General features: G+C 67.4%; 12 protein-coding genes and 1 pseudogene. 9 read left to right on the top strand and 4 right to left on the bottom strand.

Annotated features, from left to right (window positions below; genetic code table 11):
• Nucleotides 1-50: 50 nt before the first annotated feature.
• On the top strand, nucleotides 51-602 hold the full coding sequence (locus DM992_RS01485) for a cysteine hydrolase family protein (protein WP_072443018.1): 552 nt from the start codon (nucleotides 51-53) through the stop codon (nucleotides 600-602).
• A complete protein-coding gene (locus tag DM992_RS01480) occupies nucleotides 599-1,222 on the top strand; it encodes an HAD-IA family hydrolase (RefSeq protein ID WP_111015407.1) in 624 nt (207 codons plus the stop codon). Before DM992_RS01485 ends, DM992_RS01480 begins: the two co-directional genes overlap by 4 nt.
• A gap of 137 nt (nucleotides 1,223-1,359) precedes the next feature.
• Here DM992_RS01480 and ettA read toward each other — a convergent pair whose 3' ends face one another.
• The 3 genes from ettA to gcvA all read right to left on the bottom strand — a co-directional run bounded on the left by ettA (nucleotide 1,360) and on the right by gcvA (nucleotide 4,540).
• The gene (ettA, locus tag DM992_RS01475) at nucleotides 1,360-3,027 is read right to left on the bottom strand and encodes an energy-dependent translational throttle protein EttA (RefSeq protein ID WP_072443022.1); all 1,668 of its coding nucleotides are present in this window, start codon (nucleotides 3,025-3,027) and stop codon (nucleotides 1,360-1,362) included.
• 184 nt (nucleotides 3,028-3,211) lie between these two features.
• On the bottom strand, nucleotides 3,212-3,520 hold the full coding sequence (locus DM992_RS01470; RefSeq protein WP_034183714.1) for a DUF3761 domain-containing protein: 309 nt from the start codon (nucleotides 3,518-3,520) through the stop codon (nucleotides 3,212-3,214).
• Nucleotides 3,521-3,622: 102 nt separating this feature from the next.
• Nucleotides 3,623-4,540 carry a transcriptional regulator GcvA gene (gcvA, locus tag DM992_RS01465; protein WP_111015406.1) on the bottom strand — a complete coding sequence of 306 codons (918 nt, stop codon included), beginning with the start codon at nucleotides 4,538-4,540 and terminating at the stop codon, nucleotides 3,623-3,625.
• A 193-nt stretch (nucleotides 4,541-4,733) separates the two neighbouring features.
• On the opposite strand from gcvA, the gene DM992_RS01460 reads away from it, so the two are divergent.
• The 3 genes and pseudogenes from DM992_RS01460 to gabP all read left to right on the top strand — a co-directional run bounded on the left by DM992_RS01460 (nucleotide 4,734) and on the right by gabP (nucleotide 8,240).
• Nucleotides 4,734-6,008, top strand: a complete 1,275-nt coding sequence (locus DM992_RS01460; protein WP_111015405.1) for an MFS transporter — start codon at nucleotides 4,734-4,736, stop codon at nucleotides 6,006-6,008.
• Between the two features lie 80 nt (nucleotides 6,009-6,088).
• A pseudogene (locus DM992_RS01455) lies at nucleotides 6,089-6,432 on the top strand (MmcQ/YjbR family DNA-binding protein).
• A gap of 416 nt (nucleotides 6,433-6,848) precedes the next feature.
• Complete coding sequence (gabP, locus tag DM992_RS01450; RefSeq protein ID WP_111015404.1) at nucleotides 6,849-8,240, top strand: GABA permease; 1,392 nt, start codon at nucleotides 6,849-6,851, stop codon at nucleotides 8,238-8,240.
• Between the two features lie 142 nt (nucleotides 8,241-8,382).
• Here the strand turns inward: gabP and ychF are convergent, their stop codons facing one another.
• Complete coding sequence (ychF, locus tag DM992_RS01445; RefSeq protein ID WP_072443034.1) at nucleotides 8,383-9,477, bottom strand: redox-regulated ATPase YchF; 1,095 nt, start codon at nucleotides 9,475-9,477, stop codon at nucleotides 8,383-8,385.
• 246 nt (nucleotides 9,478-9,723) lie between these two features.
• Here ychF and DM992_RS01440 point away from each other — a divergent pair, with 246 nt between their 5' ends.
• From DM992_RS01440 to DM992_RS01425, 4 genes are all read left to right on the top strand, one after another.
• Nucleotides 9,724-10,902 (top strand): UbiH/UbiF family hydroxylase, encoded by a 1,179-nt coding sequence (locus DM992_RS01440; RefSeq protein ID WP_111015403.1) that lies wholly within the window; start codon nucleotides 9,724-9,726, stop codon nucleotides 10,900-10,902.
• A 90-nt stretch (nucleotides 10,903-10,992) separates the two neighbouring features.
• The gene (locus DM992_RS01435) at nucleotides 10,993-11,721 is read left to right on the top strand and encodes a DsbC family protein (protein WP_111015402.1); all 729 of its coding nucleotides are present in this window, start codon (nucleotides 10,993-10,995) and stop codon (nucleotides 11,719-11,721) included.
• Nucleotides 11,722-11,820: 99 nt separating this feature from the next.
• Nucleotides 11,821-13,620 (top strand): PDZ domain-containing protein, encoded by a 1,800-nt coding sequence (locus DM992_RS01430; RefSeq protein WP_111015401.1) that lies wholly within the window; start codon nucleotides 11,821-11,823, stop codon nucleotides 13,618-13,620.
• Between the two features lie 147 nt (nucleotides 13,621-13,767).
• Nucleotides 13,768-14,364, top strand: coding sequence for an NAD(P)H-dependent oxidoreductase (locus DM992_RS01425; RefSeq protein ID WP_111015400.1), 597 nt, complete (start codon nucleotides 13,768-13,770; stop codon nucleotides 14,362-14,364).
• Nucleotides 14,365-14,439: the final 75 nt, after the last annotated feature.

Below are 14,439 nucleotides of genomic sequence, written 5' to 3'. Positions count from 1 at the left end.
CGGCCGATTCCGGCCGGGCCGCGGCCGAACCACAACAGCGAGGGCAAAATATGGCGGACACCGCAGTGATCGTGGTCGACATGCAGCGAGGGCTGGTGGAGCGGGCGCAGCCCGCGTACCGGCTCGACGATGTGGTGTCGGGCATCAACCGGTTGACGGCGGCGGCACGCGCGGCGAACGCGCCCGTGTGCTTCGTGCAGCACGACGGCGATGCGGACGACGACATCGTGCCCGGCACGCCGGGCTGGGAACTGCATGCGGGGCTGGTCGTCGGGAGCGACGACTGGCGCGTGCGCAAGCAGGTGAGCGACTCGTTCCACGACACGCCGCTCGCGGCGCAGCTCGACCGCCACGGCATCCGCTCGGTGCTGATCTGCGGCTATGCGACCGAGTTCTGCGTCGATTCGGCCGCGCGCCGTGCTGCGCTGCTCGGCTACCGGACGACCGTCGTGTCCGACCTGCATACGACGAACGAGCGCGCGCACCTGTCGGCCGCGCAGATCGTCGCGCATCATCACTTCGTCTGGGCAAACAATTCGCTGTCGGGCAACGCGGTCACGCCGCGTCCGCTCGCCGACGTGCTCGCCGCGGAGTTCGCATGACGATCAAGGCCGTGGTGTTCGATTTCGGCGGCGTGCTGATCGACTGGAGCCCCGACTACCTTTACCGGCAACTGATTCCCGACGAGGCCGAGCGTCGCTGGTTCCTCACGCACGTCTGCGCGATGGACTGGGTGATTCGCCAGGACGGCGGGCAGACGATCGAGGAAGGCACGGCCGAACTCGTCGCGAAGTTTCCGGAGCACGAGATGCTGATCCGCGCGTTCTACGCACGCTGGCACGAGATGATCGGCGGCGTGCTCGACGAAGGCGCCGCGCTCGTCGACCGGCTCGACGCGCAGGGGATGCCGCTGTTCGGGCTGACGAACTGGTCCGCGCAGACGTTTCCGTATGCGTGGGACCACTTCCCGGTCCTGCGGCGGTTCAGGGACATCGTCGTGTCGGGGCGCGTGAAGCTCGTGAAACCCGATCCGGCGATCTACCGCGAGATGCATGCGCGGATCGCCCCGCACCTGCCGGGCATCGCGCCGCACGAGCTCGTGTTCATCGACGACAACGCGAACAACGCCGCGGCCGCGACGGCGCTCGGCTGGCACGGCATTCATCACACGAGTGCGGCTGCGACCGAGGCGCGGCTGCGCGAACTGGGCGCACTCGCGTAGGCGGCGGGCGAGCCGGTCGTCAGATGAAAAAAGCGGGCCACGGGCCCGCTTTTTCGTCTTGCCGATCCGGAAGGAAGCGACCACCTTCGGCATCCGGCCCCGCGTTGCCGCAGTGCCGGACACCCGGGCCGCGCCGCTCAGCGGCTGATCGGCTTGTAGCGCAGTCGGTGCGGCTTCGCGGCTTCCTCGCCGAGGCGCGCACGCTTGTCGGCTTCGTACTCCTGGTAGTTGCCGTCGAAGAAGGTGACCTGCGAGTCGCCTTCGAACGCGAGGATGTGCGTCGCGATCCGGTCGAGGAACCAGCGATCGTGCGAGATCACCATCACCGAGCCCGCGAATTCGAGCAGCGCGTCTTCCAGCGCGCGCAGCGTTTCGACGTCGAGGTCGTTCGACGGTTCGTCGAGCAGCAGCACGTTGCCGCCCGAGATCAGCGTCTTCGCGAGGTGCAGGCGACCGCGTTCGCCGCCGGACAGGTTGCCGACGATCTTCTGCTGGTCGCCGCCCTTGAAGTTGAAGCGGCCGATGTACGCGCGCGACGGCGTTTCGTACTTGCCGACCGTCAGCACGTCGGCGCCGCCCGAGATTTCCTCGAACACCGTCTTCGAGCCGTCGAGCGCATCGCGGCTCTGGTCGACATACGCGAGCTTCACCGTCGGGCCCATCACGACCTCGCCCGAATCCGGCTGCTCCTTGCCCGTCAGCATCCGGAACAGCGTCGACTTGCCGGCGCCGTTCGGGCCGATGATGCCGACGATCGCACCGGCCGGGATCTTCAGGTTCAGGTTGTCGATCAGCAGGCGGTCGCCGAACGCCTTGCTGACGTTCTTGAACTCGATCACTTCATTGCCGAGGCGGTCGCCGACCGGGATGAAGATTTCCTGCGTTTCGTTGCGCTTCTGGTATTCCTGGCTGTTCAGCTCCTCGAAGCGCGCGATACGCGCCTTCGACTTCGCCTGGCGGCCCTTCGGGTTCTGGCGCACCCACTCCAGTTCCTTCTTGATCGCCTTCTGGCGCGCCGATTCCGACGCTTCTTCCTGCTTCAGGCGCTCTTCCTTCTGGTCGAGCCAGCTGCTGTAGTTGCCCTTCCACGGAATGCCGTGGCCGCGGTCGAGTTCGAGAATCCACTCGGCCGCGTTGTCGAGGAAGTAGCGATCGTGCGTGACGGCGACGACGGTGCCGGGGAAGCGCACCAGGAACTGTTCGAGCCAGTCGACCGATTCGGCGTCGAGGTGGTTGGTCGGTTCGTCGAGCAGCAGCATGTCGGGCTTTTCGAGCAGCAGCTTGCACAGCGCGACGCGGCGCTTTTCACCGCCCGACAGGTGCTCGATCTTCGCGTCCCACGCCGGCAGGCGCAGCGCGTCGGCGGCCACTTCGAGCTGCTGCTCGGGGCTGCCGCCGTCGCTCGACGCGAGGATCGCCTCGTACTTCGCCTGTTCGGCCGCGAGCGCGTCGAAGTCGGCGTCCGGCTCGGCATACGCCGCGTAGATCTCTTCGAGCTTCTTGTTGGCCTGGAACAGGTCGCCGAGGCCTTCCTCGACGGCTTCGCGCACGGTCTTCGTCGGGTCGAGCTGCGGTTCCTGCGGCAGGTAGCCGATGTTCAGGTTCGGCATCGGCGTTGCTTCGCCTTCGATGTCCTTGTCGACGCCCGCCATGATGCGGATTAGCGTCGACTTGCCCGAGCCGTTCAGGCCGAGCACGCCGATCTTCGCGCCCGGAAAGAACGACAGCGAGATGTCCTTCAGGATCTGGCGCTTGGGCGGCACGATCTTGCCGACCCGGTTCATCGTGAAAACGTATTGGGCCATTTGGGTGTGAAAGTCAGAAGTTGAGACGGCCGCGCAGCGCGCTGGCATGGCGGCGTCGGGTGATTCGGTACGGAGCGTGCCGCGCAAGGCGCGGCGGCGTCGCCGCGTGGTGGCGGCGCGAGCGGCTATTGTACTTCGCCGCCGCGTGTCGCTGGCACGACGCAGGCATTCGGGCGCGCGGCGTTCACAGCCACGCGGCGACGCCGCCGTGCCCCGAGCACGTGCCGCGCCGGTGGCGGCTGAAGCTGTACGTGCCGTCGCGGCAGCGCGCGCTCGCGCCATCGGGCACGCGGCCCGATTTCGAATGTGCGGGCGCATGCACGGTTTCGCCGTCGCGGTTGCGATACGTGTCGTGACGGTCGAGATCGGCTTCGTTGCCGTAGCCGGGCGGTGCGCGGTACGCATGTGCGGAAGGAGGCTGGGCGGCGCATGCGACGAACAGCGCGATCGACAGCGTCGCAACGTGCGTCGCGCGGCGGAGCAGGGCAGGCATGGTCTCTCTCGGTCTGTTGTTATCGATGTCGGGCCGATGGCCTGCGCCGCATGTTAGCCGATCGGCGATGGATCGGCGCCGGCGCCTCGCGATGGAGCGACGTTACGCCGGGCCGGACATCGATGCCGCGCCGTCGGCCCGCGCGGCGTCGAGAATCCAACGGCGGAACGCGGCGACCTTCGGCCGTTCCGCGTGATGCGGCGGATAGACGAGGTAGTACGCGAAATCGTCGAGCCACGCGACGTCGGCGAGCTGCACGAGCCGGCCGCTTTCGAGCTCGCCGCGCACCATCGCGGCAGGCAGCAGCCCGGCGCCCTGGCCGGCGACGATCGCCTGCAGCAACAGGCCCGAATCGTCGAACGCGGGGCCGCGCGGCGGGCCGAAATCGTCGATACGCTGTGCGCCGAACCAGATGTGCCAGCCCTTGCGCTCGGCGTCGTGCAGGTGCGGCCAGCCGACGAGATCGGCCGGTGTCGCCGGCATGCCGAGCCGCGCGACGAGTTCGGGCGACGCGAGCGCAACGATTTCCACCGTCAGCAGGCGCTCGCTGCACAGCCCGATGTAGCGCCCGAGGCCGTGACGGATCGCGACGTCGACACCGTCGCGCGCGAAATCCGCGAGTGCATGGCTCGTGACGATCTGCAGGTCGACGTCCGGGCAGGCGTGCCGGAACTGCGCGAGGCGCGGCACGAGCCACGCGGACGCGAAGAACGGCGTGACGCTCACCGTCAGCACGCCGCTGTCGGCGGCGCCCGACACGCGCTGCGACGCATCGGCGATCTGCCGGAATGCGTTGCGCACCGGCGGCAGGTAGTCGCGGCCGGCGGCCGTCAGCAGGATGCCGCGGTTGACGCGCTCGAACAACTGCACACCGAGATGCGTCTCGAGCGTGCGGATCATCTGGCTCACCGCGCCGGGCGTGACCGACAGCTCCTCGGCCGCCGACTTCACCGACAGGTGACGGGCGGCCGCTTCGAATGCTCGCAGCGCGTTGAGCGGCGGCAGGCGGGAACGATTCATTCAGATTTTCTAAAGCGAAAGGCCGACGAAATATCGTTTGAGGCGATGCGTACGCGCGAGTACCGTTGTCGCATCGGATCGCATTCTTCAGGGCTGCGCTGCGGCGGCCGATGCGATCAACATAGATCAACTATATCCATGAGGCAATCCGGGTGCCGCGCGGCGTCCGGAGGGACCTGAGAGGAGCATCGTCATGAACCGCCCGCGCGCATCGCGCCTCTTCTACGGCTGGTACGTGGTCGCAGCCGCGTTCGCCGTCACGTTCGTCGGGTTCGGCAGCGCGTATACGTTCAGCGCGTTCGTCGAGTCGCTGCAGCACGATTTCGCCGCGTCGCGCGGGCAGATCTCGCTCGTGTTCTCGCTTGCCGGCTTCCTGTATTTCGGCTTCGGTATCGTCAGCGGGCCGCTTGCGGATCGCTTCGGCTCGCGGCGGCTCGCCGTCGCCGGCATGCTGCTGACGGGTGCCGGGCTTGCCGCCGCCGGTGCCGCGCACACGCTGCTGCAGGTCTATGTCGCGTACGGGCTCGGTGTCGGTCTCGGCGTCGGCTGCGCGTACGTGCCGGCTGTCGGGGCCGTGCAGCGCTGGTTCGTGCGGCGGCGCGGCTTCGCGTCGGGGCTCGCGGTCGCGGGGATCGGTGTCGGCACGCTCGCGATGCCGCCGCTTGCGGCCGAGTTGATCGCGCATGTCGGCTGGCGCGGTGCTTATTTCACGCTGGCAGCGATCGCGGTGGTCCTGGGGGCAGGCATGTCGCTGCTGATCGAGAACGATCCGCGCGGCCGCGGGTTGCTGCCGGATGGCGATGCGGCCGGCGACGGCGGCCGGAATACCGGTGCATCCGTAGCCGGCGCGGCTGCCACGACCGCGCACGCTGGCGCGACGGTGCGCGAGGCCGTCACGTCGCGGCCGTTCGCGAGCCTCTACGCCGCGTGTCTCGTATGCTCGTTCGGCGTATTCGTGCCGTTCGTCCACCTCGTGCCGTACGCGCTCGATCATGGCGTCGCGCCGTCGACGGCCGTGCTGCTGCTCGGTGCGATCGGCGTCGGCAGTACGGCCGGCCGCTTTTTCCTCGGCGGCCTCGCCGACCGCTTCGGCCGCCGCGCATCGCTGCTCGCGATGTTCGCGGGCATGGCCGCTGCGCTCGCTGCGTGGGCGGGCGCCGGTGCCGCCGCGACGCTTGCTGCGTTCGCACTCGTGTTCGGCGTGTTCTACGGCGGCTGGGTCGCCGTGCTGCCGGCGGTCGTGATGGACTACTTCGGCGGCCGCAACGTGAGCGCGATCATCGGCATCCTGTACACGAGCGTCGCGTTCGGCACGCTGATCGGGCCAGCCGCCGCCGGTTTCATCTACGACGCGGGGGGCGGCTATCTTGTGCCGATCCTCGCGAGCGCCGTCGCGAATGCGATCGCGTTCGCCATCGTCGCGACCACCGGACGTGCGCCGGTGTCCGCGCGCGCGGCCGGCGGATAGCGCACGCTGCTGGGCGTGCCGCGCGATTTCCGATAGGGTTGCCGGACCGTCAACCGTCGACCAACGGTCGGGGAGGCATCGTGACATTCGACGAAGTCCGGCAGATCGCGCTGTCGTGGCGCGGCGTCGAGGAAGGCACGTCGTACGGCACGCCCGCACTCAGGGTGAAGGGCAAGCTGCTCGCGCGGCTGCGCGAGGACGACGACACGCTGGTCGTGAAGGGCGTCGGCCCGACGAACGCGCGTGGCTGATCGAATCGGAACCCGACGTGTATTACGTGACCGATCACTATGCGGGCTGGCCGATCGTGCTGGTGCGCCTGTCGGCCGCGCATCCCGACGCCGTGAAAAACCTGCTTCTGCGAGAATGGCACGCCATCGTGCCTGCCAAATGGCGGGACGAAGCCCCGCGCGGCGGGAACTGAGCGTCCGCGCGCGACGCTGCCGGATTGCCTTTGACGGATGCGCCCTGACGGCGCACGAGCCGGTGCCGACCTGACCAGGCGTTGCATCGGTTCGCATCGATGCAACAAGTGGTCCCATCGAAATTCTTCAATTGGTTCTTAGTGAAGAACCGTTTGATGCTTACACTCCTTCGCTTCGAAGGCGGCTGACGAAAGCCGACGGAACGGGCGCACGCGATGCGCCGGCGCCTCGTGCGCCGCATCGCCCACGCAGCTTCGCAGACTGCGCGGCGCGTCCCACCGGAACGGCCCCGATCCGGCCTCGGGCCTGCATGCGACGCAGGCGCCGTGCCCGGCCCGGCTCAAGAACGACAACTCCCCGCGCCGCCTTCACGCGACACCCGGTCATACCGGAACCGATTTTTGGAGAGAGACAGATGAGTGGAAGCAACACAGGCCTCGGCACGGGCCTGAAGCAGCGTCACGTGACGATGATGTCGATTGCCGGTGTCATCGGCGCGGGCTTGTTCGTCGGCTCCGGCCACGCGATCGCGGAAGCCGGTCCGGCATCGATACTCGCGTATGCGATTGCGGGCGTGCTGGTCGTCCTGGTGATGCGCATGCTCGGCGAGATGGCCGTCGCGCATCCGGACAGCGGGTCGTTCTCGACCTATGCCGATCGCGCGATCGGCCACTGGGCCGGCTTCACGATCGGCTGGCTGTACTGGTGGTTCTGGGTGCTCGTGATCCCGATCGAGGCGACGGCTGCGGCAACCATCCTCAATGCATGGTTCCCGGGCATTGCGACCTGGATTTTCGCGCTCGGCATCACGCTGCTGCTCACCGTCACCAACCTCTTTTCCGTCAAGAACTACGGCGAATTCGAATTCTGGTTCGCGCTGATCAAGGTCGTCGCGATCGTCGTGTTCCTGTGCATCGGCGGCGCGGCGATCGTCGGGATCATTCCGGCGCCGGCCGTGTCGGGCGTGTCGAACCTGTTCGCGCATCAAGGCTTCATGCCGAACGGCGCCGGTGCGGTGCTGGCGGCGATGCTGACGACGATGTTCTCGTTCCTCGGCACCGAGATCGTGACGATCGCGGCCGCCGAATCGGACAACCCGCAGCGCCAGATCGTGCGTGCGACGAACTCGGTGATCTGGCGCATCACGCTGTTCTATCTCGGCTCGATTCTCGTCGTCGCGGCCATCGTGCCGTGGAACGACCCGCTGCTGCCGAAACACGGCTCGTATCAGCGCGCGATGGAATTGATCGGCATCCCGAACGCGAAGGCGATCATCGACGTGATCGTGCTCGTATCGGTCGCGAGCTGCCTGAATTCGGCGCTGTACACGGCGTCGCGGATGCTGTTCTCGCTGTCGAAGCGCAAGGACGCGCCTGCGTTTCTGCACCGCACCGATTCGACCGGCACGCCGCGTGCGGCCGTGCTCGCGTCGACCGCGTTCGGCTTCGTGACCGTGATCGCGAACTATCTGATGCCGGAGCAGGTGTTCGGCTTCCTGCTCGCGACGTCGGGCGCGATCGCGCTGCTCGTGTATCTCGTGATCGCGATCTCGCAGCTGCGGATGCGCAAGACGCTCGAATCGGGCGGCGCCGACCTGACGCTGCGGATGTGGATGTTCCCGTGGCTCACGTGGGCCGTGATCCTGTTCATCTGCGGCACGCTGACCGTGATGTTCGTCAGCGAGGATCACCGGATGGAAGTCGGTGCGACGGCCGTGCTGGCGTTGATCGTGCTGTTTGCGTCGTGGCTGAACAAGCGCGGCCGCGATGCGCAGGCGAGCGCGGGGCGGCGGGTGTCGGCGATGTGAGCCAGTGAAGTGACGGTACGACGGGGAAGGCCCGTCATAAAAAATGGCCCGATCGGCGTTTGCCGGTCGGGCCATTTGTCTTTCGTGCCTGAGCACGCGTTGCGCGATGCCGTGCATCGCACGGCATCGGCTGATGCGGGTGTCAGACGTTGAACAGGAAGTTCATCACATCCCCGTCGTGCACGACATATTCCTTCCCTTCCGCGCGCATCTTGCCGGCTTCCTTCGCGCCCTGTTCACCCTTGTACGTGATGAAATCGTCGAACGCGATCGTCTGCGCGCGGATGAAGCCGCGCTCGAAGTCGGTGTGGATCACGCCGGCCGCCTGCGGCGCCGTGTCGCCGGTATGGATCGTCCACGCGCGCACTTCCTTCACGCCCGCGGTGAAGTAGGTCTGCAGGCCGAGCAGCTTGAAGCCCGCGCGGATCACGCGGTCGAGGCCCGGCTCTTCCATGCCCATGTCGGCGAGGAATGCTTCCTTGTCCGCGTCGTCGAGATCGGCGATTTCCGCCTCGATCGCCGCGCACACGGCGACCACCGGCGCGTTCTCGCTTTCCGCGTACTTGCGCACCGCATCGAGGTGCGGATTGTTCTCGAAGCCGTCGTCCTTCACGTTGGCCACATACATCGCCGGCTTCGCGGTGATCAGGCAGAACGGCTTGAGCAGTGCCTCTTCGTCGTCCGACAGCGCGAGGCCGCGCACGGCCTTGCCCTGGTCGAGTTGCGCGCGCACCTTGTCGAGCACCGCGACGAGCTTGGCCGCTTCCTTGTCGTTGCCCGACTTCGCAGCCTTCGAATAGCGTGTGAGCGCCTTCTCGACGGTGCCGAGGTCGGCGAGCGCGAGTTCGGTGTTGATCACCTCGATGTCGTCGATCGGGCTGACCTTGCCGGCGACGTGAATGACGTTCTCGTCCTCGAAGCAGCGCACGACGTGCGTGATCGCATCGGTTTCGCGGATGTTCGCGAGGAACTGGTTGCCGAGGCCTTCACCCTTGCTCGCACCCGCGACGAGGCCGGCGATGTCGACGAATTCGACGACGGCCGGTACGACACGCTCCGGCTTGACGATCTCGGAGAGCGCCTTCAGGCGCGTATCGGGCACTTCGACGATGCCGACGTTCGGCTCGATCGTGCAGAACGGGTAGTTCTCGGCGGCGATGCCGGCCTTGGTCAGCGCATTGAACAGGGTGGACTTGCCGACGTTGGGCAAGCCGACGATGCCGCATTTGAGGCTCATGGAATCCTTCGAACGGGTAAAGCGGCGCGGCCGGACAGGGCACGGCGGCGCGGGAAAAAAGGGCGGCCTACGCTTGGGGCGCGGCGGGCCGACGGTCAAAGGCGCTATTGTACCGTGCCGACGCCCCGGATTCCGGGCTTGCGCCGAACGGCCGATGCGGCGAGCCGCCGCGCCGCATCGGCTGCCTGCGATTCTGCTGATTTCCCGCAAAGTCCGGCCGCGTAAGGGTTTGGCCCCGCGGCTATAATGCCCGCCATGACTGCCCACCATACCTTCGACGTCGCCGTGGTCGGCGGCGGGCTCGTCGGCAAGACGGCCGCGCTCGCGCTGACCCAGTCCGGCTACAAGACAGCCTTGCTCGCCCAGCCGGCCACGCCGCGCCCCGCCGATCTCGCGTTCGACACGCGCGTGTACGCGCTGTCTTCCAGCTCGCAGGCCTTGCTCGAGCGGCTGCGGGTCTGGCAGGCGCTCGACCACGGCCGGCTCGCGCCCGTCTACGACATGCGTGTGTACGGCGATGCACACGCCGAACTGCATTTCTCCGCGTACCAGGCCTCCGTGCCGCAACTTGCGTGGATCGCCGAATCGTCGCTGGTCGAGGCGTCGCTCGACGCCGCGCTGCGGTTCCAGCCGAACCTCACGTGGTTCGATGCGCGTGCGCAGGGCTTCGACGTGCGCGACGATGCGGCCGTGCTCACGCTGTCGTCGGGGCAGGTGCTCGAAGCGGACCTCGTCGTCGGCGCGGACGGCGCGCATTCGTGGGTACGGTCCCAAATAGGGGCCAAAGTCGAACGGCGCGATTACCGGCAGACGGGCGTCGTCGCGAACTTCAAGGCGTCGCTGCCGCACCGCGAGACGGCTTACCAGTGGTTCCACGAAGGCGAGATCGTCGCGCTGCTGCCGCTGCCGGACGGCCACGTGTCGCTCGTATGGTCCGCGCACACCGCGCATGCGGACGAACTGCTCGCCCTCGATCCGGCGCAGCTCGCGGCCGAGGTCGAGCGCGTGTCGCACGGCCAGGTCGGCACGCTCGAATGCGTGACGCCGGCCGCCGGCTTCCCGCTGGCGCTGCAGACGGTCGACAAGCTGATCGCGCCGCGCGTCGCGCTCGTCGGCGATGCCGCGCACCTGATCCACCCGCTCGCGGGGCAGGGGATGAACCTCGGGCTGCGCGACGTCGCGGCGCTCGCCGACGCGATTGCCGGCAAGGAAAGCTTCCGCAATCTCGGCGATACGGTGCTGCTGCGCCGCTACGAGCGTTCGCGCCGCGAGGACATCCGCGCGCTGATGGTCGCGACCGACGGCCTGCAACGGCTGTTCGCGGTGCCGGGTTCGCTCGCGAAGGCGGTACGCAACGCGGGCATGGCGTTCGTCGGGGCGCAGCCGCTCGTGAAGCGCTGGCTCGTGTCGGCCGCGCTCGGCTGATCGAACCTTCGGCCGCTTCACCGGTCGGACTCGGTTCCGTTACGGCGTACACTGTGCCGTGCATACCGATTGAGCTGAAGGAAGATTTCGATGAAAAAAACGATCCGCATCGCGTCGCTGGCGCTGGCCGTCACGATGGCGACGCTGGGCTGCACCGCGCAGGCCGACCAGACCACCGACAAGCTGAAAGCCACGCTGCAGGCCCGTCTCGGCAACGACGCGCCGATCAAGAGCGTGTCGAAATCGCCGGTCGCGGGCCTTTACGAAGTGAACCTCGGCTCGCAGATCATCTATAGCGACGCGGCCGGCGACTACGTGCTGCTCGGCGATCTCGTCGACACCAAGACGCACAAGAACCTGACCGACGCACGCCTGTCCGAAATCAACAAGATCGACTTCGCGAGCCTGCCGTTCGCGAATGCGATCAAGGTCGTCAAGGGCAACGGCGCACGCAAGATCGCGGTGTTCTCCGATCCGAACTGCCCGTACTGCAAGAAGCTCGAGACGACGCTGCAGTCGATCGACAACGTCACCGTCTACACGTTCCTGTACCCGGTGCTGTCGCCGGATTCGACCGCGAAGTCGAAGGCGATCTGGTGCGCGACCGACCGCGCGAAAACCTGGCAGGGCTGGATGCTCGATCACCGTGCGCCGTCCGGCGCCGGTACCTGCGATACCAGCGCGCTCGACAAGAACCTCGCGCTCGGCCGCGGGATGAACGTCACGGGCACGCCGACGATCTTCCTGCCGGACGGCCGCCGCCTGCCGGGCGCGGTATCGGCCGACCAGCTCAACCAGGCGCTCGCCTCGAGCAAGTAACCGACCGACACGCCGGGCCGCATGGCCCGGCCAGCGAGGGGCGCCCGCGTTATCAGCCGGCGCCTCTCTTCGTTTTCGCCGCCCCGACCGATTGCCACGATGACCCAGCCGATCCGCTATTCGATAGTCCCGAAAGATCTTGCCGCGCACCTGTTCGAAGTGTCGGTGACGGTCGCCGATCCCGATCCCGAAGGCCAGCGCTTCTCGCTGCCGGTGTGGATTCCGGGCAGCTACCTCGTGCGCGAGTTCGCGCGCAACATCGTGACGCTCGGTGCGTTCAACGCCGCGGGCCGCAAGGTGCGGATCGCGAAGACCGACAAGCACGCGTGGCAGGCCGCACCCGTGAGCGGCGCGCTGACGCTGCGCTACGACGTGTATGCGTGGGACTTGTCGGTGCGCTCCGCGTATCTCGACGAATCGGGCGGCTTCTTCAACGCGACGGCCGTGTTCCTGAGCGTCGCGGGCCGCGAGGACGCGCCGTGCGAAGTCGACATCGCGAAGCCGGCCGGCGCGGCATTCCGCGCGTGGCGCGTCGGCACCGCGCTGCCCGAGGCGCGCGGCACGAAGCGCTACGGCTTCGGTGCATATCGCGCAGCGAACTACGACGAGCTTTCCGACCATCCGGTGACGATCGGCGAATTCGCGCTTGCAACATTCGACGCGCACGGCGTGCCGCACGACGTCGTGGTCGCGGGGCGTGTGACGCAGCTCGACCTGGAGCGGCTGCGTACCGACCTGAAGCGCGTATGCGAAGCGCAGATCGCGCTGTTCGAGCCGAAATCGAAGAAGGCGCCGATGGACCGCTACGTGTTCATGACGCTCGCGGTCAGCGACGGCTACGGCGGCCTCGAGCATCGCGCATCGACCGCGCTGATCTGCAACCGCACCGACCTGCCGGTGAAGGGGCGGCCCGAGACGACGGAAGGCTATCGCACGTATCTCGGCCTTTGCAGCCACGAGTACTTCCACACCTGGAACGTGAAGCGCATCAAGCCGGCGGCGTTCGTGCCGTACGATCTGACGCGCGAGAACTACACGTCGCTGCTGTGGCTGTTCGAAGGCTTCACGTCGTATTACGACGACCTGATGCTGGTGCGCAGTGGGTTGATGTCGCAGGACGAATATTTCGCGGCGCTCGGCCGTACGATCGGCGGCGTGCTGCGCGGCACGGGCCGGCTCAAGCAGAGCGTCGCGGAAAGCTCCTTCGACGCGTGGATCAAGTACTACCGCCAGGACGAGAACGCGACCAACGCGATCGTCAGCTACTACACGAAGGGTTCGCTCGTGGCACTCGCGTTCGATCTCGCGATCCGCGCGCAGACGCGCAACCGGAAGTCGCTCGACGACGTGATGCGGCTGCTGTGGCAACGCTACGGTCGCGATTTCTATCGCGGCAAGCAGGCGGGCGTCGAGGAAGACGAAGTCGAGGCGCTGATCGAAGAAGCGACGGGCGTCGCGCTCGGCCGCCTGTTCGCCGACGCCGTGCACGGCACGCGCGACCTGCCGCTCGGCGAACTGCTCGCGCCGTTCGGCGTGACGCTCGCGCCCGATGTCGCGAGCGGCACGGCCGCGAAGCCGACGATCGGCGCGCGCCTGCGTGGCGGCGCGGACTGCACGTTCGCGGCTGTCTATGAAGGCGGCGCCGCGCATCGCGCGGGGCTGTCGGCCGGCGACACGCTGATCGCGGTCGACGGGCTGCGCGTCACGGGCACGAACCTCGACGCGCTGCTCGCGCGCTACCGGCCGGGCGACAAGGTCGAGGTTCACGCGTTCCGCCGCGACGAGCTCCGCACCGCGAAACTGAAGCTCGACGGCCCGGAGGTCACGCGCTACCGGCTGACGGCGGCAGCGAAGCCGGCCGCGGCATCGAAGGCCCGGGAAGCCTGGCTGAACGGCTGAGCGCACGGTAACGGCAATCGGGGCGCGATCGAGGATTGTTCTGCTGCTGCAACAATCCGTCGCCCTGAACCCGCTTTTTCGCGCTCATGCGGCCACGCACAATGGCGTCACTCGCGCTACCGAAGCGCAACCCAACCGGAGCCTGACATGACGACCATTCTGCAAATCAATTCCGCGGCGCGTTCGCAAGGCGCGCAATCCACGCTGCTGGCCAACGAACTGACGGCAAAGCTGCAACAATCGAACCCCGGCGCGAAGGTCGTGGTTCGCGACCTGCTGGCCGATGCGCTGCCGCACCTCGACGAATCGGTGCTCGGCGCGTTCTTCACGCCGGCCGATCAGCGCAATGCGGAGCAGAATGCGATCGTCGCGAAGAGCGATGCACTGATCGCGGAACTGCAAGCCGCCGACATCATCGTGATCGGCGCGCCGATGTACAACTTCGGCATCTCGTCGCAACTGAAGACGTACTTCGACTGGATCGCACGCGCAGGCGTCACGTTCCGCTATACCGAGAACGGTCCGGAAGGCCTGATCAAGGGCAAGAAGGTCCACGTGGTGACGGCCCGCGGCGGCAAGTACGCCGGTACGCCGAACGACAGCCAGACGCCGTACCTGCGCACGTTCCTCGGCTTCGTCGGCATGACCGACGTGAGCTTCATCTTCGCGGAAGGCCTGAACCTCGGCCCGGATGCGCAAAGCGCCGCGCTCGCCAGCGCACGCGAAGCGATCGCTGCCGCGTAAGGTTGATGCGGGTGCGACGCACCCGCTGCATCGTCCGAAAAAAACGCCGCGTCCCCGAAGGGGCGCGGCGTTTTT

The sequence above is a fragment of the Burkholderia sp. JP2-270 genome (assembly GCF_003233675.1).
In the GTDB taxonomy this organism is placed as follows: Bacteria; Pseudomonadota; Gammaproteobacteria; order Burkholderiales; family Burkholderiaceae; genus Burkholderia; species Burkholderia pyrrocinia_C.
Note: the sequence above shows the minus strand (reverse complement) of the source record. Positions and strands in the feature narration are given on the sequence as shown.